The 25,299-nt window shown below is 69.5% G+C and carries 10 protein-coding genes; all 10 read left to right on the plus strand.

What is annotated here, in order from left to right; translation table 11 throughout:
- Positions 1-19 precede the first annotated feature (19 nt).
- The gene (locus AB0J95_RS12905) at positions 20-6,355 is read left to right on the plus strand and encodes an amino acid adenylation domain-containing protein (protein WP_364756504.1); all 6,336 of its coding nucleotides are present in this window, start codon (positions 20-22) and stop codon (positions 6,353-6,355) included.
- Positions 6,352-13,428: an amino acid adenylation domain-containing protein gene (locus AB0J95_RS12910; protein WP_364756507.1), complete on the plus strand. Its 7,077-nt coding sequence runs from the start codon at positions 6,352-6,354 to the stop codon at positions 13,426-13,428. The genes AB0J95_RS12905 and AB0J95_RS12910 overlap by 4 nt, the downstream gene beginning before the upstream one ends.
- Before the next feature lie 320 nt (positions 13,429-13,748).
- Positions 13,749-14,786, plus strand: coding sequence for a LuxR C-terminal-related transcriptional regulator (locus AB0J95_RS12915; protein ID WP_364756509.1), 1,038 nt, complete (start codon positions 13,749-13,751; stop codon positions 14,784-14,786).
- A gap of 104 nt (positions 14,787-14,890) precedes the next feature.
- Positions 14,891-16,123, plus strand: a complete 1,233-nt coding sequence (locus AB0J95_RS12920) for an MFS transporter (RefSeq protein ID WP_364756512.1) — start codon at positions 14,891-14,893, stop codon at positions 16,121-16,123.
- On the plus strand, positions 16,120-17,838 hold the full coding sequence (locus AB0J95_RS12925) for a non-ribosomal peptide synthetase (RefSeq protein WP_364756514.1): 1,719 nt from the start codon (positions 16,120-16,122) through the stop codon (positions 17,836-17,838). The genes AB0J95_RS12920 and AB0J95_RS12925 overlap by 4 nt, the downstream gene beginning before the upstream one ends.
- Complete coding sequence (locus tag AB0J95_RS12930; protein ID WP_364756517.1) at positions 17,835-21,191, plus strand: SDR family NAD(P)-dependent oxidoreductase; 3,357 nt, start codon at positions 17,835-17,837, stop codon at positions 21,189-21,191. The genes AB0J95_RS12925 and AB0J95_RS12930 overlap by 4 nt, the downstream gene beginning before the upstream one ends.
- 20 nt (positions 21,192-21,211) lie before the next feature.
- Positions 21,212-22,411 (plus strand): aminotransferase class V-fold PLP-dependent enzyme, encoded by a 1,200-nt coding sequence (locus tag AB0J95_RS12935; RefSeq protein ID WP_364756520.1) that lies wholly within the window; start codon positions 21,212-21,214, stop codon positions 22,409-22,411.
- Positions 22,408-23,151 (plus strand): alpha/beta fold hydrolase, encoded by a 744-nt coding sequence (locus tag AB0J95_RS12940; RefSeq protein ID WP_364756523.1) that lies wholly within the window; start codon positions 22,408-22,410, stop codon positions 23,149-23,151. The genes AB0J95_RS12935 and AB0J95_RS12940 overlap by 4 nt, the downstream gene beginning before the upstream one ends.
- Positions 23,144-24,445: an acyltransferase domain-containing protein gene (locus tag AB0J95_RS12945; protein ID WP_364756526.1), complete on the plus strand. Its 1,302-nt coding sequence runs from the start codon at positions 23,144-23,146 to the stop codon at positions 24,443-24,445. The genes AB0J95_RS12940 and AB0J95_RS12945 overlap by 8 nt, the downstream gene beginning before the upstream one ends.
- Positions 24,442-25,293 (plus strand): 3-hydroxyacyl-CoA dehydrogenase NAD-binding domain-containing protein, encoded by an 852-nt coding sequence (locus tag AB0J95_RS12950; RefSeq protein ID WP_364756529.1) that lies wholly within the window; start codon positions 24,442-24,444, stop codon positions 25,291-25,293. The genes AB0J95_RS12945 and AB0J95_RS12950 overlap by 4 nt, the downstream gene beginning before the upstream one ends.
- Positions 25,294-25,299: the final 6 nt, after the last annotated feature.

Below are 25,299 nucleotides of genomic sequence, written 5' to 3' on the forward strand. Positions count from 1 at the left end.
TGCCTCGGGAGGCGATTCGATGGAGACCGGCCACTTGCCGCTGTCGTTCGAGCAGGAACAGCTGTGGTTCCTCGACCAGCTGCGGTCCGGGGCGAGGGAGTACCTGCTGCACTGGGGGTTCCGGCTGCGCGGCACCCTGGATGCCGCCGCCCTGACGGCCGCGCTGACCGAGATCGCCGCCCGGCACGAGGTCCTGCGCACGCACTACGAAACGGTTGACGGACGGCCGTTCCAAGTCGTCGACCCACCCGCACCCGTCGCCCTGAACGTCATCGACGTCAGCGAGGGCGACGCCGAGCAGCGCGTGCGCGAGATCGGCGCGGCCGAAGCGGACACGCCGATCGACCTCAGCGGCTCACCCTGGCGGCTCACGCTGATCAAGGTCGCGCCCGACGAAGCTGTCCTGCTGATCGTCGTGCACCACATCGCTTTCGACAACGCCTCGCTGGGGATTGTGGCCGCGGAGCTTCGCCGGCTCTACACGGCCTTCGCGGCCGGTGAGCTGTCGCCGTTGGAGCCGTTGCCGATTCAGTACGCGGACTTCGCCGGGTGGCAGCGGGATCGCTGGGCCGAGCCGGACGAAGCACTGACCGGGCAGTTCGGCTACTGGCGCTCGAAGCTGACCGGCCTCGCGCCGCTGGAGCTGCCCACGGACCGGTCCCGCCCGGCCATGTGGGACCCGGACGGCGACACCGTCTCGTTCGTCGTGCCCGCATCCCTGGCGAATGAATTGGTGGCCATCGGCCGAGCTTCGGGCGCCACGCCGTTCATGGTGTTCCTGGCCGCGTTCAACGTGCTGCTGAGCCGTTATTCGGGTCGCCGTGACATCGGGGTCGGCACTTCGATGGACGGCCGCACTCTGGTGGAACTGGAGCAGCTGGCCGGTCCGTTGCTCGCTACCGTGGTCCTGCGGACCGACCTGGCGGGCGACCCCACGTTCGCCGAACTGCTTGCCCGCACTCGCGAGACGACCCTGGACGCGTTCGAGCGCACCGACGTGCCGTTCCAGCGCCTGGTCGCCGAACTCGTCCCGGACCGAGACTCGTCCCGCAACCCGTTGTTCCAGGCGGCGTTCGTCGTGCACAACGGCGAGGGGGAGCCGCTCAGCCTGCCGGGCCTGGCCGTCGAGCGGGTTCCGGTCGGCACGATGAGCGCGACCGTGGACCTCACGTTGCACATGGCCGAGAACGCCGACGGTTCGTGGAATGGCCGGTTGCTGTTCCCCACGGCGCTGTTCGATCGCGCCCGGATCGAGCGGATGAGCGCGAACTTCTTGGGCCTGTTGACCGGCGTCGCCGCCGCGCCCGGGGCTGCCCTGAGCGGGTTGCCGACGGTCACCGAGGCCGAACGCGACCAGCTCCTTGGCTGGAACCCTTCGGCCGCGAACACCCCTGATCAGACCCTGCCCCAGCTGTTCCGTAGCCAGGCACTGTCCACACCGGACGCGGTCGCCGTTGTCTCCGGCGATTCGACGCTCACCTACGCCGAGCTGCTGTCCAAGGTGGACGCGCTGACTGGGTTCCTGCAGAACAAGGGTGTCACCCCGGAGACGCCGGTCGGTGTGGCCCTGCACCGTGGAACCGACCTGGTGGTGGCGCTGTTGGCCACGTTGAGTGCCGGCGGTGTTTACGTTCCGCTGTCGCCCGACCTTCCGGCGGACCGGTTGCAGTTCATGCTCGCCGACGCCGGTGTCGACTTGATCCTGACCCAGGCGGCGCTGCGGGATCGGTTGTCCGAGGGGAGTATCACGATCGCCCTCGACGAGGAGATCATCGATGGTACTCCAGGTGCGGTCACGATCAACCCGTCCCACGCGGCCTACGTCATGTACACGTCCGGGTCGACCGGGCGCCCCAAGGGCGTTGTGGTCACCCACGGCGGGATCCGCAACCGCGTGCTGTGGTCGGTCAACCAGTACCAGATGACCAGCGGCGATCGGGTGTTGCAGAAGACGACCATCGGGTTCGACGCGTCGATGTGGGAGTTCCTGGCGCCTCTCGTGTCCGGCGGGGCAGTGGTCATGGCGCCCGAGGGTGCCCACCGCGACCCGGCCGTCATGGTCCGCGCGGTCGCCGACCACGCGGTCACCGTGCTTCAGTTGGTGCCGTCGGTCCTGCAGATGGTCGTCAACGAGCCCGGTTTGGCCGCCTGCCGGGACTTGCGGCTCGTGTGCTCAGCCGGTGAGCCACTGCCGAGCGCCATGTGCGAGCAGCTGCTCGGCGTCGTCGATGTGGAGCTGTACAACACTTATGGCCCCACCGAATGCTCGATCGACGCGACCGCCTGGCACTACCACCGCGGCGACACGGACAACATCGTGTCGATCGGCACCCCGCTGCCCGGCCTCCAGGTGTTCATTGTGGACAGTGACGATCGGCTTGCGCCCGTCGGTGTGCCCGGCGAGCTGTGCGTCGCCGGTGTCGGGCTCGCCCGCGGGTACCTCGGCAGGGGAGACCTGACGGCGGACCGGTTCACCCCGCACCTGTTCGGCGAGCCGGGCGAGCGCTGGTACCGCACCGGTGACCTGGCCCGATGGCGGGCCGATGGCACGCTGGAGTTCATCGGCCGGCTGGACGCTCAGGTCAAGGTCCGTGGCGTGCGGGTCGAGCCCGGTGAGGTCGAGGCCGTGCTGCGGACGCACCCGGGGATCGACGCCGCCGTGGTCACCCCGCACCGGTCGGCAACCGGCGACCTCGAACTCGTCGGCTACATCGTGGGTTCCGCCCCGGACCTGCGTGACTACCTCGAAACCAGGCTGCCGGCCGCGATGATCCCGTCGGCCCTGGTCGAGCTGGAGTCCTTCCCGTTGCTGCCCAACGGGAAGGTGGACCGCTCGCAGCTGCCCGATCCGGACGGTCAGGTTCGCGAGGAGGACCCCGGGCAGGTCGCCCCGCGGACCGAGACCGAGCGGGCCGTCGCCGCGATCATGGCCGAGCTGATCGGCATCGACCAGGTCGGCGCGTTCGACGACTTCTTCGCCCTCGGCGGGCACTCGCTGCTCGCCATCCGGCTCGCCCACCGGTTGCGCCGGACGTTCGGCCTGGAGGTGACCGCCGCGGACCTGTTCGACGGGCGGACCGTGGAGCGGGTCGCCGCCCTGGTCGACGCGGCCAACGGCCCGGACGAGACCGCCGACATCGTCCCCGTGCCGCGCGAAGGCGCTCTGCCGACGTCGTTCGGCCAGCAACGCCTGTGGTTCCTCGACCAGCTCGAACCCGGCAGCGCGGAGTACCTGATCCCGCTGGCCTTCCGCCTCACGGGCCCGCTGGACACGCCGGCGCTGAGGCGTGCCGTCGACCTCGTCTCCGCTCGGCACGAGATACTGCGGACGCGGTACGAAAGCGAAAGCGGAACACCGGTCCAGGTCGTCGACCCACCCAGCCCGGTGGCCTTTGAAGAGGCGGACCTGACCGGCGCCGCCGATGCCGAAGCACGGGCCACCGCGATCATCGACGCGGCCAACGCACGGCCGTTCTCACTGGCCAACGAACACCCGCTGCGGGTCACGGTCGTCCACATCGGACCCGAAGATCACCTCGTGGCGATCACCCTGCACCACATCGCGTTCGACGCCTGGTCGATGGGGATCTTCCTGCGCGAACTGAACGTTGCCTACGAGCTGGGCGACACCAGTGAGCCGCTGGGGGTTCAGTACGCGGACTTCTCGGCATGGCAACGCAACCAGGAAAGCGCCCTCAGGCAGCAACTCGACTACTGGCGTGAGCGGCTTGCCGGCCTCTCCCCGGTCGAGCTGACCACCGACCGGCCGCGCCCCGCGGAACGTGACCCACACGGCGACACGCTCGTGGTCGAAGTCCCGGCCGCGGTCGGCGACGCTCTGCGTGAACTGGGCAACCGCACGGGCGCGACCTCGTTCATGGTCCTGCTCGCCGCGTTCAGCACGTTGCTCGGCCGCTACACCGGCCGCAGCGACATCGCGGTCGGCACGCCGGTCGCCGGACGCACCCGGCCGGAGACCGAGGACCTGATCGGGTTCTTCATCAACAACCTCGTCATGCGCACCGACCTGACCGGCGACCCGTCGTTCACCGAGTTGGTCGACCGCGTGCGGCGCACCGCATTGGACGCGTTCGCCCACCAGGACGTGCCGTTCGAGCACCTGGTCGACGCGTTGCAGCCCGGCCGGGACCTGTCCCGCAACCCGTTGTTCCAGATCATGTTCGAGGTCCAGCACATGGCCGGGGTCCTGCCCACGACGCTCGCCGGGTGCGACGCGACCGGGCTGGGCAGCGGCGAGCCGGTGGCGAAGTTCGACCTCACGCTGACAGTGAAGGAACGCACCGACGGGGTGCTGCGCTGCTGGTTCGAGTACTCGACCGCGTTGTTCGACCGCGCCACCATCGAACGCCTCGGCGCGCACTACGTCCGGCTGCTGGAAAGCATCGCCGCCGACCCGAAGGCCCGGATCACCGAGCTGGACCTGTTGCCGGCGGCCGAACGCGACGCCATCCTCGGCCAGTGGCCGAACCCGGACGCGGCCCGGCTGGACGAGCTCGACATCCCCGCCGAGCGGCACCTGACCGTGCCGGAGCTGTTCGAACGCCAGGTGGCCGAGACCCCGGACGCGATCGCGCTGGTCTTCCAGGACCAGGAGATCACCTTCGCGGACCTCAACGCCCGCGCCAACCGCCTCGCGCACCACCTGCGGGCGACCGGGATCGGGCCGGAGACCATCGTCGGGTCCTGCCTGGAGCGCGGTGTCGAACCGGTCGTGGTGCTGCTGGCGGTGCTCAAGGCGGGCGGCGTGTACGTGCCGTTCGACCCCGAGCACCCGGCGGAGCGCCTCGGCTACATGATCGACGACGCCAAGGCGCACACCGTTGTGACGTCCCGGAAGTTCGCCGACCGGTTCGGTACCGGCCGACGCGTGCTCGTGGTCGATGACTGGGACACACCGTCCACCAACCCGGAACCGGTCGTCCGGCCCGGCAACCTCGCCTACATCATCTACACCTCGGGGTCGACCGGCCGGCCCAAGGGCGTGATGATCTCCCACCGGTCCTACGCGCACCACTGCCGGGTTATCGCCGACTACTACGGCATCGGACCGGGGGAGCGCGTGATCCTGTTGTCCGCGTTGACCTTCGACCTGGCCATGGACCAGATCGCGGTCACGTTGTCCAACGGCGGCACGCTCGTGGTGAGCGACCCGGTGTTCTGGACGCCGGGGGAGCTGCCGGCCAAGCTGGCCCACCACAAGGTCACGGTCATGGAGATCACCCCGGCCTACTACCGGGAGATGCTCGAGTCCGATGTGGACAAGCTGGCCGGGATGAAGCTGATGAACGTCGGCGCCGACGTGGTCACCGTGTCCGACGCCCAGCGCTGGGCCGCGACCGGGCACCCCGGCCGGTTCCTGTGCAACTACGGGCCGACCGAGGCGACCATCACCTGCATGCTCAACCCGGTCACCAGTGACCTGGCGGGCGAGCGCGGCACGGCCACCCTCCACATCGGACGACCGGTAGCGGGCACTCGGGTACACGTGCTGGACAACCAGCTGCGGCCAGTTCCGGTTGGTGTGCCTGGCGAGCTGTGCATCGGCGGGATTCGTTTGGCGCGTGGCTACTACGACCGGCCCGAGCTGACGGCCGAGCGGTTCGTGCCCGACCCGTACGGACCCGAACCGGGAGCGCGGCTCTACCGCACCGGCGACCTCGTGCGCTACCGGCCGGACGGCACGGTCGACTTCCTCGGCCGGCTGGACCACCAGGTCAAGATCCGCGGGTTCCGCATCGAGCTGCCCGAGATCGAGGCCGCACTGGCGAAACACCCCGCGGTGCCCGCGGCAGCGGTGGTGGCCAAGGAGGTCGCACCCGGCGACAAGCGGCTCATCGCGTACCTCGAATGGGACCGCGACACCGAGCCGGACATCACCGAGCTGCGTGCTCACCTACGGGAACTGCTGCCGGAGTACATGATCCCCTCGGCGTGGGCGACCGTTCCGGCGCTGCCGTTGTCACCCAGCAAGAAGGTCGACCGCGCGGCCCTGCCTGAGCTGACTCCGTCGCAATTGGACGGTGCCAAGGAGTACGTGGCCCCGCGGGACCCGGCGGAGGAGATCATCGCCGGGATCTGGGCCGACGTGCTCGGGGTGGACCGGGTCGGCGTGCACGACGACTTCTTCGGACTCGGCGGGCACTCGCTGCTGGCGACCCGGGTCCTGGCGCGGCTGCGCGAGACGTTCGCGGCCGAGCTCCCGCTGCGGTGCCTGTTCGAGGCGACCACCGTGGCGGACCTCGCCGCCGTGACGACCGACTTCCTCACGGCGGAGATCGACGACATGTCCGAGGCCGAGATGCGCGAGCTGCTTGCCCGGGAAGGTGTGGGATGACTGGAACGCTGGACCGCGCTGCCTTGCGCGCGGAGTTGCTGAAGCGGCGGCTGAGCGGTGCCGCGGTCCCGGTGCGGGACAACAGGATCGGCCGGGTCTCCCGGGACGAGCCGACCGGGCTGTCGTTCGCCCAGCGGCGGCTGTGGATCCTCGACCAGCTGCGGCCGGGCGGCACCGAGTACCTGATCAGCACGGGACTGCGGCTCACCGGTTCGCTCGACAGCGGGGCGCTGCGCCTGGCCCTGGACGGTCTCGTCGCCCGCCACGAGATCCTGCGCACCCGGTACGCGGTGATCGACGACGAACCCGTGCAGGTGATCGACTCGCCCGGACCGGCCGCGCTGTCCGAAGTGGACCTGACGCAGCTGTCCCCGGCGGAGCAGGACACGACGCTGGCCGGCTGGATGTCCACCGACCGACGTCCGGTCGACCTGGAGAACGGGCGGGTCATCACGGCCACTCTCGCCAAGCTCGGCGAGGACGAGCACGCGCTCGTGCTGACCGTACATCACATCGCCTTCGACGAGCGGTCCGAGCAGGTGCTCTGGCAGGAACTCGACCAGCTCTACACCGCCGCGCTGGCTGGGAAACCGGCCACGCTGGAGCCGTTGCCCGTGCAGTATGCGGACTTCGCGGCATGGCAGCGGGACCACCTGTTGGGCGCCAAGCTGGATGAGCAGCTCAGCTACTGGCGTTCGCAACTCGCCGGGGCGGCGCCAGTGGACCTGCCCACCGACCGGCCGCGCCCCGCGGTGCGGGACAGCGCCGGTGACCAGGTCCCGTTCGTGATCCCCGCCGGGACGGCTCAAGCGTTGACCCGGCTCGCCCGGCAGGCCGGCGCCACCCCGTTCATGACCTTGCTTGCCGCGTACAAGATCCTGCTTTCCCGGCACAGCAGGCAGAACGACGTCACGGTCGGCACTCCGGTCGCGGGTCGCGACCGGACGGAGGTACAGGACCTGATCGGCGTGTTCCTCAACACGCTGGTGCTGCGCACGGATCTGTCTGGGGATCCGTCGTTCACCGAGGTCCTGCGTCGGGTCAAGCACACCGCGCTGGACGCCTACGGCCACCAGGAGCTGCCGTTCGAACGGCTGGTGGACGAGCTTGGCGCGGAACGCGACCCGTCCCGCACGCCGCTGTTCTCGACGATGTTCCTGTGGGAGAACGCCGGAACGGGGAACCTGACCTTCGGCGGCCTGCCCACCCGGCCGGTGCCGGTGCAGGAGAGTGACGCCAAGGTCGATCTGACCCTCGCCGTCACCGAACGGGCCGACGGATCCCTGGCGGGTGCGGTGAACTACGCCACCGCGCTGTTCGACCAGTCCACTGTGGAGCGGTTCGCCGCTCAGTTCGTCGAGCTGGTCAACGGGATCGCGGCCACACCGGACATCCCGGTCAGCCAGGTGTCGTCGCTGCCCACGGAGCAGTTGCAAGAGCTGTACTGGTGGAACGACACCGCCGTCGGCTACCCGACCGGGACGCTGTCCGGGCTGTTCGCCGAGCAGGTGGCCCGCACCCCGGACGCACCCGCGGTCAGCTTCGAAGGCGGCACCCTGTCCTACGCCGAGCTGAACGCACAAGCGAACCAGTTGGCGCACCACCTGATCGGCGCGGGCGTCGGCCCGGAGTCGATCGTCGGCGTCCGCCGGGAGCGCGGGATCGACCTCGTGGTGTCGCTGCTGGCCATCCTGAAGGCGGGCGGCGCCTATCTGCCGCTCGACCCGGACTACCCGGCCGACCGCCTCGAGTACATGTGCGACAACGCCGGTGTCACGTTGGTGCTCACCGAGACCGGACCGTCCTTCCCGGACAACGGGTTGACCCAGAACCCCGTCACCGCTCTTGATCCGGACCATCCGGCGTACGTGATCTACACCTCGGGCTCGACCGGACGGCCCAAGGGTGTTGTGGTCTCGCACCGCTCGATCGTCAACCGGCTGCGCTGGATGCAGGACGCGTACGGGCTGGATGACACCGACCGTGTGCTGCAGAAGACCCCGTACAGCTTCGACGTTTCGGTGTGGGAGTTCTTCTGGCCGCTGCTCACCGGCGCCACCCTCGTGCTGGCGCGTCCCGGTGGTCACCGCGACCCGGACTACCTGGCCGACGTGATCGCCACCGAGCGGATCACCACCCTGCACTTCGTCCCGTCGATGCTGCGAGCCTTCCTCACCGCTCCGTTCGGTGAGCTGCCGTCGATTCGCCGGATGATCTGCAGCGGCGAGGCACTGCCCGGGGATCTCGTCACCGCGGTTGGCGAGCGGATCGGTTGCGAGCTGCACAATCTTTATGGCCCAACAGAAGCGGCCGTCGACGTCACCGCAACCCAATGCCAGCCGGGTACTCCGGTCACGATCGGCACCCCCATCGCCAACACCCAGACGTACATCCTCGACGACCACCTCCGGCCGGTCGGCGTCGGCGTGCCGGGGGAGTTGCTGCTCGGCGGCGTCCAGCTGGCCCGCGGCTACCTCAACCGGCCCGCGCTGACCGCCGAGAAGTTCGTGCCGGACCCGTTCGGCACCGGTGGACGGCTGTACCGAACCGGTGATCTGGCCCGGTTCCTGCCCGACGGCAGTATCGACTACCTCGGCCGGCTGGACCACCAGGTCAAGATCCGCGGCCACCGGATCGAGCTCGGCGAGATCGAGGCCGTGCTCGGCGAAGTGGCCCCGGGCGCTGTCGCGGTGCACGACGGTCAGCTCGTCGGATACCTGGTGGGCGACGCGGATGTGGCTGCGGCGACGGCGTTTCTGCGGGACCGGTTGCCGGAGGTGATGATCCCGAGCCACTGGGTCGTGCTCGACGAACTGCCATTGACCACGAGCGGCAAGACCGACCGCAAGGCCCTGCCCGCGCCCGACCGCAGCCGCACGTCCTCGGTCACTGAGTTCGTCGCCCCGCGCACGGAGATCGAGCAGGCCGTCGCCGAGGCGTTCACTGCGGCCCTTGGGGTGGACAAAGTCGGTGTGCACGACCGGTTCTTCGACCTGGGCGGCGACTCGATCCGGGCCATCCGCGCGATCGGTACCCTGCGCGCGGCCGGGTTCGACCTGTCCGTGCAGGACATCTTCTCGTACCAGACCACCGCCGACCTGGCCGAGCTGGCCGGGCGGTCGGCCACCGTGCGCGATGTCCTCATTGGACGATTCGAGCAGCTCACGCCCGCCGACCGCGACCGCCTCCCGGAGGGCCTCGCCGACGCCTACCCGATGGGTCAGGTACAGGTCGGCATGGTCTACGAGATGCTCGCCGACACCCAGCATCCGGCCTACCAGAACGTCACCAGCTTCCAGATCGCCGACGACGGGGAGTTCTCGCTCGCGGCCCTGCGGGAAGCGGGGCAGCTGCTGATCGACAAGCACGAGATCCTGCGCACCTCGTTCGACCTGTCCGGCTACTCCGAGCCGCTGCAACTGGTCCACGAGAACGTCATCGCCGACATCGGGTACGACGACCTGCGCGGCCTTCCCGCCGGCGAACAGGAAACCGTGATCGCGGAATACCGGCACGTCATGCAATCCACACCGCTGGACGTCGCCGAAGCGCCGCAGCTGCGGTGGCACGTGCACCAGACCGGCGACACCGAATGGACGCTGACCCACACCGAGTGCCACGCCATCCTCGACGGCTGGAGCCACCACTCGGTGATCAGCGAGCTGCAGGAGGCCTACCGGGCGGTCCGCGACGGTCACACCGACCGGCTGCCCAGCCCGCTCGCAGCCAGGTACGCCGACTTCGTGGCGCTGGAGAAGAAGTCTCTGGCGTCCACTGTAGACTATGAGTTCTGGCGGGAGCGTGTCCGCGGCTTCGACCGGGTCACCCTGCCCGCGGACACCGCGCCGCCCGGGTATGGCAAGGTCGAGGAACTGCGGGTGTCCTGGCGGCACCTGGAACCCGGCCTGCGTGACCTGGTGGCACGGACCAAGACCTCGCTCAAGACCGTGCTGCACACCGCTCACCTGGCGATGCTCGGCGTGGTCACCGGTCAGCGGCGGTTCTTCAGCGGCCTGGTCTGCAACGGTCGGGCCGAGCTGCTGCGCGGCGACGAGGTGATCGGCATGCACCTCAACACCTTGCCGTTCGCCGTGGACCTCAACGCTTCCAGCTGGAGCGAGCTGCTGCGGGCCGTGTTCGCCGAGGAGCTGGCGTTGTGGCCGCACCGCCGTTACCCGTTGCCCGCCATGCAACGGGAATGGGGCCAGGGCGAGCCGTTGATCAGCGTGATCTTCTCGTACCTGGACTTCCACGTCCTCGACGAGCAGGCCGAGGTCTTCGGCACGATCACCGACGACAGCCCCAACGAGTTCACCCTCAACGTGGTGACCTTCCCCGGCGAGCTGCGGCTGGAATGCCGGGCCGGGTGGGCGACCCGTGAGCGGCTCGAAGACCTGGCGGCGACCTACCTCCAGGTGCTGTCGGCGATGATCGTCGACGGTCCGGTCGACCTGACCTCGACCGCCGCCGACCGCCTGACCAGGCCCGCGGAGACGTTCTCCGCGCTGCCCGAGGTGTGCTTGACCGACATGTTCGCCGACCAGGTTGCTCAGCGGCCGGACAAGGTCGCGATCGAGTGCGGCGACGCGGGCCTGACCTACCGCGAGGTCGAGCTGCGCGCGAACCAGCTCGCGTGGGTGTTGCGGGCACAGGGAGTGGGGCCGGATACTCCGGTCGCGGTCTGCATGGATCGCGGGATCGACGTGGTGGTCGCGTTCCTGGGTGTGATGAAGGCGGGCGGCGCGTACCTGCCGCTGGACCCGAAGTACCCGGACGGCCGCATCCAGTACATTGTGGACGACTCCGGTGCCCGGATCATGCTGACCCAGCCCGAACACGTCCACCGCTTCTCCGGGCTTACTACCATGGAACTGGACCCGGAGTGGTCGGCGTTCGCTGACCAGCCGGTGACCGCGCCTGAGGTGGCTTTGTCGCCGGACAACCTGGCGTACATCACCTACACTTCGGGCTCGACCGGCCGGCCGAAGGGCGTGCTGGTGCCGCACCGCGGGGTGGTGCGCCTGGTGAACGACCCGAACTACACGGTCCTCGACTCCGAGCAGGTCCTGTTGCTGCTCAGCGCGTTGGCGTTCGACGTGTCGACGTTCGAGATGTGGGGCGCGCTGTGCAAGGGCGGCAAGCTCGCCGTGTGCCCGCCGGGCACGCCGACCGCCACCGACCTGGAGGAGGTGCTGCGGCGGCACGGAGTGACCGTGCTGTGGCTGACTTCTGGGCTGTTCAACGCGATGGTGGACGTCAAGCCGTCGTCGTTGGCCGGTGTCAAGCAGTTGCTCGTCGGCGGCGAGGCTCTCTCCCCGCCCCACGTCCGCACCGCACTCGAACACGGTGTCCCCGTGGGCAACGGCTATGGTCCGACCGAGGGCACGACGTTCGCGGTCGCGCATCCGTTCATCTCGTTGCCCGAGGCGAACAACTCGATCCCGATCGGCCTGCCCATCTCGCACACCTATGTCCGGATCGTCGACTCGTCACTGAACCCAGTCCCGTTCGGTGTTCCGGGCGAACTGCTGCTCGGCGGGCCGGGTGTGGTGCGCGGTTACCAGGGGCGGCCGGACCTCACAGCGGAGAAGTTCGTGCCGGATCCCCTGGGCGAGCCCGGTTCCCGGCTGTACCGCACCGGCGACATCGTGCGGCAGGACCCGGATGGCACGATGCACTACATCGGCCGCCAGGACCACCAGGTCAAGATCCGCGGGCACCGGGTCGAGCTCGGTGAGGTGGAGGCGGCGATCTCCGAGCTGCCGTCGGTCCGCGTGGCCGCGGCCGCGGCGCATCCTGGTGTCGATGGTGTGAAACAGCTTGTCGGGTACGTGGTGCTGGCGGAGGACGGGCCGGAGGACCTTGCACAGCTAGGCGAGTTGCTCCGCCGCCGGGTGCCGGACTTCCTGGTGCCGACGGCGTGGGTGCGGCTGGACGCGTTGCCGATGAACAGCAACGCCAAGGTCGACCGGGCCGCATTGCCGTTGCCCTCGGCCGTGACCACGACCCGGGAGTTCGTCCCGCCGCGGACCCCGGCCGAACGGGCCGTGGCGGACATCTGGGCCGAGGTGTTCGGCCTGCCCCGGGTCAGCCGGCACGACGACTTCTTCGCGCTCGGCGGGCATTCCCTGATGATCCTGCGGATCGTCGCCCTGCTGCGGGAACGGCACGGGATCTCGGTCACCGTGCGGTCGTTCCTGGAGCACCGCACCGTTTCCGCGCTCGCCGAGGCGATCGACACCGGTGACCTGCCGACCAAGGCCTTGCTCTGGCTCAACCACAGCGGTTCGCAGGTGCCGCTGGTGTGCGTGCACCCCGGCGGCGGCAGCGCGCACTGGTACCAGCGGCTGGCCGCGCACCTCGACCCGGACCTGCCGGTCGTCGCGTTCGAGTGGCCCGGCCTGCAAGGCGACGTTCCGTCCACATCGGACATGGCGGCCCGGTACGTGACCGAGCTGCGGGAGGCCGTGCCGCAGGGGCCGTACCGGATCTTCAGCTGGTGCGGCGGCAGCGGGGTGGCCAGCGAGATGGCGCACCAGCTGACCGCCGAGGGCGAGGACGTCACGTTCATCCTGCTCGACCCGGCGCTGGACGCCCGCGAGAAGAAGCACCTGTGGGACGAGTTCGGGCTGATCCGCAAGTGCGTCGGGCACCTGGAGGCGCTCGCCGCCGCGGCCCCGGACGAGGACACCACCGTGCTGCGCGCGGAAACCCTTGCCCTGCTGGAACACCTGGTCGACGACGTGGTCGGCGACCACGGCATCACCCTCCCGGAGCACGGCGCCGGTGAGATGTGGCTGCCCGCCGCCCGGATGTGGGCCGAGGTGATGGAGATGATGCTCTCCTACGAGCACCACCCGTACCCCGGCACGCTGCACCTGATCGCCAGCGACGAACTGGCCGCCGGCGAACACGAGGTCGTCGACAGCGAGCAGAGCTTCACCCAGTACGTCGCCCGCTGGCGGCAACTGGCGTCCGATGTGGACGTCCACCGGCTGACCGGAGACCACTTCTCGGTGATGAAGGAGCACGTCACCCTCCTCGCCGGAATCGTCACAGAGCTCATCAACTGACCCCACCCAGACGACACGCCTCCCAGCGCCGCTGGGAGGCGTGTTCTGGTTGTTCAGGGTGGCCTGCCTGCGGGAATGGCGTGCGCACGGTGCCATCGTGGCTGGTCAAAGTCATGTGGGTATACCACCCACATTTGTGCGGGTGGAGTGGGTGTCTGTGCGTGGTGGGTGGGTCGCGGGATGGTGGTCGACCAGCATGATCGAGATTTTTCGCGGGGTGTGAATGTGCGGGGTGGCGCCCGATGCGGGCGCCCCATGATCGGCGCGAGGCTACCCATTGTTCTCAACCAGCCTGGACGAGGTTGAAAGGTGGGGACTTCATGGGGCAGCCGGTTCCGGTCAGCGTCGTGGCGCTGGACCCGATGTTGCACGCGGGCGCCATCAGCGCCCTGGAGAGCAGCCCGGATGTCGAGGTGGTGGGGCCAGGGGAGCCCGCGAGGGTGGCCGTGGTCCTGGTCGGCAGGCTGGGGCACCAGGAGGTCGAGCTGATCCGGCGGGTGCGGGACACCCCCGCACGGCCGGAGGTGGTGATCGTCGCGACCGAGCTCGCGGCGACCGAGACGCTCTACGCCATCGCGGCGGGCGCCCGGGGTCTGCTGCGGCGCCGTGAGGCCGGTGCGGACCGGCTCGTGCGGGCCGTGCTGACCGCGGACATGGGCGACTGCACCCTGCCGCCGGACATCTTCGACCACGTCGTGGCCCAGGGCGCGGCGGAGCTGAGCACGGACGGGCCCAGCCCGGTCCCCGTCGGCCCGCCTCGACGCGAGGCGCCCGACGAGCTGGAGGTCCACGTGATGGGGCCGGCGCGGGACGAGGTGCTGGGCAAGCTCCGCCTGGCCGGGGTGGGTCTCGCCGCCCGGCCCGCCGCGGACACCGTGACCTTGGTGGTCACCGACACGGTCGACCGTGCGATCGACACGTGTCACCGCGGCTCAGGCGCGGGAACGGTGATCGTCGCCGAACGGTTCGCCCCCGAGGCGGTCCTGCGCGCGGCCAGGCTGGGCGTCCGGACACTGCTCGCCGCCGACGCGGCGACACCCGCGCGGCTGGTCGCGGCGGTGCGCTCGGCCCGGCACGGCGACGGCCGGATGCCGTATTCCGTGCTCATGCGCATGCTCGGCGCCGCCAGCAGGAAGAAACAGCCACTCGCCGCCGACACCGGCGCGATCCCGCTCACCGCGCGCCAGACCAGTGTGCTGCGGTTGATGGCCGATGGGCACGGCAACGGCGAGATCGCCACGATGCTGTCCTGCTCGGAGCACACCGTGAAGAACGCCATCTACGAGCTGATGGCCCGTCTGCAGGTGCGTAACCGGGCCCAGGCGGTGGCCAGCGCTATTCGCACGGGCTTGATCTAGGGACAAACACGCAACCCGTACCCCTGCCGCCGCTTCCCTGTCGGCTGGACGGCCTGGATACCAGGCTGAGTCGTACTGGACGCCCCGAACCGTGGGAGACCTAAGTGGACACAACCGGAATCACCGAGCCCCCGGAGGTGGTGCGGGCCCGTCCGGCGCTGGGCGCGATGTACGTCGCGTGCGGGGCGTCGGCGTTCGGCACGCAGATGACGTTGCTCGCACTGCCCTGGCTGATCCTGGCCACCACCGGGTCGGCGACCTGGACGGGGCTGGTGTTCGCCGTGCAGGTGCTGCCGATGGCGGTGCTCGGGTTCGCGGGCGGGGAGGTGATCCAGCGGTTCGGCGCCCGGCGGACCATGCTGGTGGCCGACGCGGCCAGGGCGCCGCTGATCGCGCTGGTGCCCGTCCTGTCCTCAATGGACATGCTCGGCCTTCCCGCGCTGATGGTGATCGTCGCCGCGGTCGGCGTGCTGGGGGTGCCCTACTTTGCCGCGCAACGGGTCTTGGCCGGTGAACTCGCCGGTGCCGACCCGAAGGCGCTCACTCGCGCGAACAGCGTGCTGGAAGGGTGTTTCAACGCCGCTTCGTTCGCCGGACCGGCCGTGGCGGGCCTGCTGATCTGGCTGATGGGCGCGCAGAACGTGTTGTGGTTCGACGCCGGGAGCTTCGCGGTGTCGTGCCTGCTGTTGTGGCGGTTCGTGCCGCGCGGCGCCGGGGACGCCCCGCCGGCCAAGGCCCGCACGAGCGTCCTGGCCGGTGTCCGAGCGTTGCTGGCCGACGACTTCATGCGGCCCGTGATGGTCTCCACCGTCACGTTCGGGTTTCTGCTGCGGATCCTCGGGATCGCGTTGCCACTGCTGGCGTTCGACCGGTTCGGTGGGAACGCGGGAGTGGGCGGCCTGCTCGTCGCGGGCTTCGGCGCTGGAGCCCTGCTCGGCTCGCTGATCAGCTACCTGGTGGCGAACAGGTTCTCGCCCGCCAAGCTGATGGCGTTGTCCGCGGTCCAGCTGGTTCTTCCCTTGTGGACACTCCTGACACCCGCGCCCGCGGGTGTTCTCGTTGTGGCGCTGGCGGTGTCGGCGGCCGCGCTGCCGCTGTCCAACGCGCCGTTCTTCAGCATCCTGGCCACCCGGTTCCCCGGCGAGGTCCGGGCCAAGGTGATCCAGTCGGTGATCACCATCAGCAACATCGCCGGACCGCTCGGCTTCCTGGCCGGGGGCGTGGCCATGGACCGCCTCGGCCTGGCCACCACCCTGCTGATCCTCGCGGCACTGTCCAGCCTCGCGGCGGTCAACCTCGTGGTTGCCGTGCGCCGCACAGACAAGGAGGGCGCATGAACGACCTGTCCACCCGGTGCCTGCACGAGCTGTTCGCGCGCCACGCGGACGCCGCGCCGGACGTGATCGCCGCGGTGCAAGGCGATCAGTCGATCACCTACGGGCAGTTGCGAACCCGGTCGGTCCGGCTGGCCGCGGCGCTGCGGGAGCACAACGTCGGGCCGGACGTGGTGGTCGGCCTGCACCTGCCGCGCTCGATCGACATGCTCGTCGGGATCCTCGGCATCCTCGAGGCGGGCGGGGCGTATCTGCCGCTGTGGGTCGGGCATCCGGCCGACCGGCTGGAGTTCATGCTCGCCCACTCCGGAGCCACGGTCCTGGTCACCGACGGCGACGCGCTGCCCGGGTTCACCGGCACGCGGGTCCCGGTTGACGCACTCCCCACCACGATCGTGCCGGAAAACCGCGCCACTGATGACAATCTCGCGTACGTGATCTACACGTCCGGCACCACCGGCACCCCGAAGGGTGTCGCCGTGCCGCACCGATCCGCCGAACGCATTGTGCGGCCCGGGATCTACTTCGACGCGGGGGAGACCTTCCTGCAGTCGTGCCCGCTGTCGTTCGACGCGTCGGTGTTCGAGATCTTCGGCTGCCTTGCCAACGGCGGAACGCTCGTTCTGTTGCCCGGGCAACGGGTCTCGGCCGAGCTGATCGCCGACACCGTCCGCCGCAACGGAGTCACGACGCTCTGGCTCACCCCGACGCTGTTCAACCAGATGGTCGACGAGAACCTCCTTGACGGGACTGGTGTCCGTCAGTTCGTGGTCGGCGGCGAGGTCCTCTCCAGCCCGCATGTCGCTCGGGCCATGCAGAACAGCGACGCCCGGTTCGCCAACGGTTATGGTCCCACCGAGGCCGGTGTCTTCGTGTGCTGCCACCAGTTCGAGGCCGAGGACCTGACACATTCACCGCCGCCTGTCGGCAAAGCCATGCCCGGCACCGAGGTCCACCTGCTGGATCAGCACCTCCGCCCGGTGGCTGAAGGCGGGACGGGGGAGTTGTACTTCGGCGGTGACGCGCTGGCTCGCGGTTACCACAACCGGCCGGACCTGACCGCGGCCGCGTTCGTGCCCGACCCGGCCGGGACCGGCGCACGGCTGTATCGGTCGGGTGACCTGGCACGGATTCTGCCGGGCGGCCTGGTTCAGGTGCTGGGCCGGACCGATGACCAGGTGAAGATCCGCGGCAACCGGGTCGAGCTGGGCGAGATCGAGTCGGCCCTGGCGGAACTGCCCGAGGTCCGGCAGGCCGCGGTGGTCGACCGCGCCGGGGTCCTGGTCGCGTTCATCGTCCCAGTAGGACAGACGACGGTCGCCGACCTGCGGCAGAAGCTCGCGGTGTCCCTGCCCGAGTACATGATCCCCTCCGACTACTTCCGGTTGGACACGCTTCCGCTGACCCAGCACGGAAAACTCGACCGCAACGCGCTGCGCGCGAACACCACCGCCGATCGGCTCGACCTCGGCGTCCAGTTCGTGGCCGCGGCCTCCGACCTGGAGACGGCTATCGCGGCGGTCTGGACGGACCTGCTCAAGGTGCCCTCGGTGGGCATGGACGACAACTTCTTCGACCTGGGCGGCACCTCGCTGGCCGTCCCGGTGCTCCAGCGGCGCATCCAGCAGGAGCTGGGCGCCCGGCTGCCGGCGACGGCGCTCTACGAGCACCCCACGGTCCGCCTTCTGGCCAAGTCGATCTCGGGAGTACGGCAGTGACCGATCAAACGGCAGCGACCACGCAAGAACCGATCGCAGTGATCGGCATGGCGGCGACCATGCCTGGGGCGAACGATCTGGACGAGTTCTGGGCGAACCTCCGCGCCGGCAAGGAGTCGATCACCTTCGGCACCCCGATGATCGTCGAGGACGAGCAGCAGGGCCGCCGCTGGATCCACGCCCGGGGCGTGCTGGACGACGTGCGCCGCTTCGACTACGAGTTCTTCGGCCTGCCCCGCCGGGAGGCCGAAGTCCTTGACCCGCAACACCGGTTGCTGCTGGAACACGCGTGGAGCGCGATGGAGGAGGCGGGCTACGACCCGCTCCGGTTCACCGGCAAGGTCGCCGTCTACACGGCCGCCGGCCCGAACTCCTACCGCGAAGGCCGCGAGTTCGGCGCCCACTCGGCCGCCGAACGGCTCCTCGTCGAGCTGTCCAACGCGCCGGACACGTTGTCCACCCGCATCTCCTACAAGCTCGGCCTGACCGGGGAGAGCCTGAGCGTCCGCACTGCTTGTTCGTCATCGCTTGTCGCCGTGCATCTGGCCGCCGAGGCCGTCCGAAGTGGACGCGTCGACATGGCGCTCGCCGGTGCGGTCAACATCCGCTGCCACGAAACCCTTGCCTACGAACAGCAGGACGGGTTCATCCTGTCCGCCGACGGCCACACGCGGGCCTACGACGACCGCGGAACCGGCTATGTCGAAGGCGATGGCGTCGGAGTCGTCATCCTGCGCAAGTTGTCGGACGCATTGGCCAACGGCGACCACATCCACGCCGTGATTCGCGCCGGTGGGATCAACAACGACGGCAAGGCCAAGGCAGGCTTCTCCGCACCCGGGGTCGAAGGGCAGTCCGCCGCGATCAGCACCGCGCTGGCCGCGTCCGGTGTGCCGGCCGAGTCGATCGGGATGATCGAGGGGCACGGCACCGGCACGGCCGTCGGCGACCCGATCGAGGTCCGCGCCCTGACGAAGGCCTATCGCGAACACACGCAGGAGTCCGGGTTCTGCGCGCTCACGTCGGTGAAGGCGAACGTCGGACACCTCGGGTACGCCTCCGGGATGGCCGGACTGCTCAAGGCGATCCTGTCGGTCAAGCACGGCGAGATCCCGCCCGCACCGGACTTCGGCGACCCCAACCCGGACATCGACTTCGCGGACTCTCCCTTCTACGTCAACACTTCCGCCAGGCCGTGGCCGGACGGCCCGCGCCGGGCCGGGGTGAGCAACTTCGGCATGGGCGGTACGAACGTCCACCTGATCGTCGAAGAACCTCCCACGCCCGAACCCGCAGAGCGGACAACCGCACCGCAGACCATCGTGCTGTCGGCCCGCACCGACGACGCCCTGCGCCTGATCCGTGAGCGCCTGCACGCCTGGCTCACCGGACACACCGATGTCAACCTCGCGGATCTCGCGTTCACCCTGGCGACCGGCCGCAAGCCCCAGCCTCGCCGGTGGGCCGCGGAAGTGTCCTCGATCGAGGAACTGATCAACGCATTGACCGGTGACGCCGAGCGGAGCCCGATCGCCCGGCAATGGGTGGACGGGTCCGAAGTGGACTGGGTCGGGCAGTACGCGGGCCAGCGCCGTCAGCGTCTGTCACTACCGACTTACCCTTGGCAGGGCGAAGAACTGTGGGTCCCGGTCATCGAAGCCGAGACGGCTGAGGTTCGGCGCGAGGAGCAGGAACCGGTCGAGAATTGGCTCTACCGCCAGGAGTGGACCAGAACCGCTCTGCCCCGGCCGCACCACCCGGGCGACATCTCCCAGACCGACGGCGTCTGCCTGGTCCTGGGAGACGGGGACGGCGTTGTGCGAGCAGAACTCAGCGCAGCCGGGCTGATGGTCCTGGCGGTCGAACTGGGCACTGAGTTCGACGCGACCGACGGCGTGGTGCGAGTCCGGCCCGGCGATGCCGCCGACCTGGCCCGCCTCGTGGACACCGCAGGCCAGGTCACGAAGGTCGTGCACCTGGGGGGCGAAGGCGTTCTGCACACGCTCGCCCTCGTCCAGGCACTTACTAAGGCCGAACAGTCCCCAGAGCTGTGGGTGGTCACCGAGAACGCCCAGCCCGTCGGCGACGTCACGGCACTCAACCCGGACGCGGCTGCCCTGCTCGGCCTGTGCCAGGTGGTGCCCCAGGAGTACCCGGGCTGGCGCTGCCAAGCGATCGACTTCGCCGCCGGAACAAGCCCGACCACGGTCACGGCCCAGTTGCTGGCCGAGATGGCGACCCCGGCCGAGGATCCCGAAATCGCCTACCGCGGCGCCGACCGGTACGTCCCGGGCTTCACCCAGATCGAGTCCGGCGGTTACGCCATGCCGGTCCGGCCGGGCGGTGTCTATCTGATCGCGGGCGGGTCGGGCCGGATGGGCCAGGCCATCGCCGAACACCTCGTGGCGTCGGGCGCGACCCGGATCGCCCTGGTGTCCCGCAACGGCGTCAACTCCAAAGAGCTGGGCGCGGAGGTGCTCACGTTCAGCGCGGATATCGCTGACGAACTCCGGATGGCCGAAGTGGTCGCCGAGATCAACGAACGCTGGGGCCCGATCAACGGTGTCGTGCACGCGGCCGGCACCGCGGGCGATTTCGCTTTCATCGCCGACACTTCCGCCGACCGAGCCCAGGACATGTTGCACCCCAAGGTGGCCGGGTTGAAGGTCCTCGACCGGGTCACCCGCGCACAGCCGTTGGACTTCGGCCTGGTCTGCTCCAGCCTGAGCGCCGTCCTCGGCGGCATCACCTTCGGCGTGTACACGGCCGCCAACCGTTACCTCGACGCCTACACGGAATGGCGCGCCGCGCATGGGGCGCCGTGGGTGAGCGTCGACTGGGATGTCTGGCGGTTCGACGACTCTGGTGGCGGCCTCGGGGCGACGGCCGCCACCCAGACCGCGATGGGTCTGGACCAGGCGACCGGGCTGCTGGGGTCGATCGTGTCCGCCGGGCACGCGAGGCTGGTGGTGTCGACGGTTCCGTTGGCGGAGCGCATCGACCGCGTCCGGCGGCTGCTGCGGCCCAGTGAAACCGATGAGCCCCAAGGCACCGAAGCCGTCGCCGATGAGGCCGAGCTGTGCGAGCACCTCAAGCAGATCGTCGGCGAGCTGGTCGGTCTGGCCGACCTGGAGGACGACGACGAGCTGCTGGCGATCGGCTGCGACTCGCTGACCTTCCTGGAGGCGTTGGCGCGCTGGGAGAACCGCATCCGGGTGAAGGTGCCGATCACCCGGCTGTGGGGCCGCCGGACGTTCGCCGACCTGGCCGAGGCCGGCTGGCAGGTGGTCACCGAACAGCGGGACGCCGAGCGCGACGCCGGCCGTCAAGCGCTGCGTTATCTGGCCGGTTAACCGCGACGAGACGAGCTGACATGGACATCAACCTGATCCGGGCCCGGGCGGACACGCCGGGCGTGAAATACGTGGCCCACCTGAACAACGCGGGCGCCAGCCTCACCCCGAGGCCGGTGATCGACGCGGTGACCGGTCACCTGAGGCTGGAGTCGGAGCTGGGCCCCTACGAGGCCGCCGAGCGGTCCCGCGAGGCCGTCGAACGCGGCCACAACGCGGTCGCCCAGCTGCTGAACTGCCACACCGAAGAGATCGCGATGTTCGAGAGCGCCACCCGGGCGTGGGGCGCGGCGCTGTCGAGCATCCCGCTCGGCCCCGGTGACCGGGTGCTGATCTCGCCGATGGAGTACGGCAGCAGCTACCTGGCGTTCCTGCACCTGTCCCGGCGCGAGGGCTTCCAGCTGGAGGTGCTCCCGGTCGACGGGGACGGCCTGGTCGACCCCGAGGTGCTGCGCGACCGGGTCGACGAGCGGGTGAAGCTGATCGCGATGACCCACGTGCCCATGCACGACGGCCTGATCTACCCGGTGGCCGCGATCGGCCGGGTCGCCCGCGAGTTCGGCATCCCCTACCTGGTCGATGCCAGCCAGTCGATCGGGCAGCTGCCGGTCGACGTCCGTGACATCGGCTGTGACCTGCTGGTCGGCTGTGGCCGCAAGTTCCTGCGTGGCCCGCGCGGCACCGGATTCCTTTACGCCAGGCGCGAGTTCGCGGAGAAGCTGTTGCCGGGCGCGGTCGGCCTGGACGGTGTCGAGTGGATCGGTGACGGCTACCGGTTCGCGCCCGCCGCCCGCCGGTTCGACACCTGGGAGACCAACGCCGCCGCCCGCATCGGCCTGGGCGTCGCCGTCGATTACGCGCTGTCGTGGGGTATTGAGAACACTTGGCGCCGGATCCGGTCGCTGTCCTCGGACTTACGCCAGGACCTCATGGGAATCCCTGGCATCACCGTGGAGGATCGCGGCCGCGAGCGCTGCGGGACGATCGCGTTGACCGTGCACGGCCATGCCGCCGAACTGGTTCGCGCGGAGCTGCAACGAGCCGGGATCAACACGTGGGTATGCCTGTCCAACGCGGCCTGCGTTGACATGAAACGCCGGGGGATCAGCAGCCTGCTGCGGGTCTCGGTGCACTACTACAACTCCGTCGACGAGCTCGCGCGGCTGTGCAACGCGCTCGAGTCGTTGACCGTCGGTGACGCCGTGCGGGCCGTGTCATGAGCGAGTGGATCCGGCGACCCAAACCGGTGCCTGGCGCCCGGCTCCGGCTGCTCTGTGTCCCGCACGCGGGCGCGGGCCCGTCGTTCTACGCCCGCTGGCTCACCGAGTTGGCGCCCGCGGTCGAGGTGTGCCTGGTGAACCTGCCCGGCCGGGAGGCCCGCTTCGGCGAAGCACCGGTCGACGACCTGCGGCTGATCGCGTCCGAAGTGGCCACTGCGGCGCAACCGTTGCAGGACAGGCCGTTGGCGTTGTTCGGGCACAGCATGGGCGCGCTCGTCGCGTACGAAGTGGCCCAGTTGCTGGAACCTGAGCACCTGTTCGCGTCGGGCTCACCGGCGCCGCATGCACCCGGCGACGAACCGCACGTCGCACACCTGCCGGACACCGAATTCCTCGCCGAGGTCCGCCGTGGCTACGGCGGTATCCCGGACTCGGTGTGGAACAACGAAGAACTGTTGCTGATGCTGCTGCCGATCCTGCGGGCGGACTTCGCCGCGTGCGAAACATACACCTGGCCTGGCCACCCGCCGCTGCGCTGTGACATCTCCGCGCTGAGCGGCGCCGGGGACTACTACGTGCCGGAAAGCGCCCTCGCTGGTTGGGCATCGCTGACCTCGGGGGAGTGCACGACCCGTGTGATCGGTGAGGGGCACTTCAACGTGGCGAACGACCGGGCTGCCGTGCAGCGGTTCGTTCTCGACCAGCTCGGGCTCGTCCTGGAGGGGGCTCGCAATGACTGAGGTGTTGGCCCGCCTGCGCCCGGCCGAGCTGCTGGTGTGGTCGGCGGCGAGCGCGGCAGAGCTTCCCGCCGCACGGCAGGCAGTCCTCGGCCAGCTGACGACAAAGTCCCTGCCGGACTTGGCTTTCGAGTCACAGCGCACAGCGCACGGCCCGTACCGCGGAGCTTTGGCCTGCGCAGACGTCGAAGCTGCGACAGCGGCTCTGCGGAAGGGCCGTGGCCTGGAAGGCAAGTACCCGGCGGCTCGGCGCCCGGTGGCGTTCCTGCTCAGCGGTGTCGGCGACCAGTACCCGGGCATGGCCGCGGCGCTCTACGAAACCGAAGCGGTGTTCCGCAACGCGGTCGACTGCTGCACGTCGGTGCTGGAGGCCGAGGGCTGCGACCTGCGCGACCTGCTGATCCAGCCGGTGGAAGCTGCGCCCGAACGGGACCTGCGCTCGATGATGCAGGCCCGCACGGTGCCGCAAGGCCCGCTGGCCACCACCCGGCTTGGGCAGCCCGGAACGTTCGTCGTCGAGTACGCGCTGACCGAGCTGATTCGCAGCTGGGGCATCGAACCCGCGGCGATGATCGGCTACAGCCTCGGCGAGTACGTCGCCGCATGCGTGGCCGGAGTGATGTCTCTGACGGACGCGCTGCGGCTGGTCTGGTGGCGTGCTCAGCGGATCGAACAGCTGCCGCCCGGCGGCATGCTCGCCGTCGCCCTGCCGCGGGACGAGATCACTCTGTGGCTCGGCGACGACCTCGACGTGGCCGCTGTGACGAGTCCATATCAGACAGTCATCGGCGGACACGCTCCGGCGGTGTCCGATGTGGAGCGACGGTTGACCGAGGCCGGGGTCGCGTTCCAGCGAGTCGGCGCGCACCACGGGTTCCACACCCGCGCGATGCGGCCGCTCGGGGCGGAGCTGACCGAGTGGATCCGCACCAACGTCCGGCTGAACGACCCGGCGATTCCCTACATCTCCAACGTTTCCGGCACCTGGATCACCGCCGAGGACGCCACCGATCCCGGGTACTGGGCCAAGCACCTGTCCCAGACGGTCGAGCTGATGAACGGGCTCGGCGCGCTGTGGCAGGACGTCGACCCGGTGGCGATCGAGCTGGGACCGGGCGAAGGGCTGTCCTCGTACGCCCGCCACCACCCGGCCTGTGACCGGCCGCGGCTCGCACGGGTTCAGCCGAGCCTGGCCACGGCGGGGCAGGAGACGACCGGGCTGCTCACCTCACTCGGCCGGCTCTGGATCGCCGGCCTGGACATCGACTGGACGCGACTCAAGGGAGTGAACTCATGATCGGCGTGGTCGGGGCCGGCACGATCGGGATGGGTGTGGCACAGAACCTGTCCCAGGCCGAGCACAAGGTCGTCCTGGTGGACATCTCGGCCGGGGCCCTGGACCGGGCCCGGACGGAGATTGGCCGCGCGGTGCGCTTCCAGCGGATCGTCCGCCCGGACCTGCCCTCGTACTCGCCCGACGAGGTGCTGAGCCGGATCACCTTCACCCAGGACCTCAACGATCTCGCCACGGCGAGCGTGGTGATCGAGAACGTCTCGGAGAAGTGGGCCGCCAAACAGGCCGTCTACCGCGAGCTGGATCGCATCTGTGAGCCCGCGACCATCTTCGTGGTCAACACGTCCTGTTTCCCGATCACCGATGTGGCCGCCCTGACGACCCGCCCGCAGCAGGTCCTCGGCGTGCACTTCATGAACCCGGTGCCGCTCAAGCCGGTCGTCGAGATGATCCCCGGCTGGCACACCACCGAGGCCACGATCGGGACCGTCACGTCGGTGCTGGCCTCGATGGGCAAGAAGTCCATCAGCGTCAAGGATTCCCCGGGGTTCGTGTCCAACCGGGTGCTGATGCTGACCATCAACGAGGCCGTGTTCTGCCGCGCCGAGGGCATCGCCTCCGCCGAGGCGATCGACGAGCTGTTCAAGGGCTGCTTCGGCCATGAGATGGGCCCGCTGGCCACGGCCGACCTGATCGGCGTCGACACCATCCTGCACAGCCTCGAAGTGCTGCACGAGCGCTTCGGCGACTCGAAGTACCGGCCCTGCCCGCTGCTGCGCACCATGGTCGCCGCCGGCCTGCTGGGCCGCAAGAGCGGCAAGGGCTTCCACGACTACGCACTGACGGCCTAAAGGAGC

The organism is Actinocrispum sp. NPDC049592 (genome assembly GCF_040675465.1).
GTDB lineage: Bacteria > Actinomycetota > Actinomycetes > Mycobacteriales > Pseudonocardiaceae > Kibdelosporangium.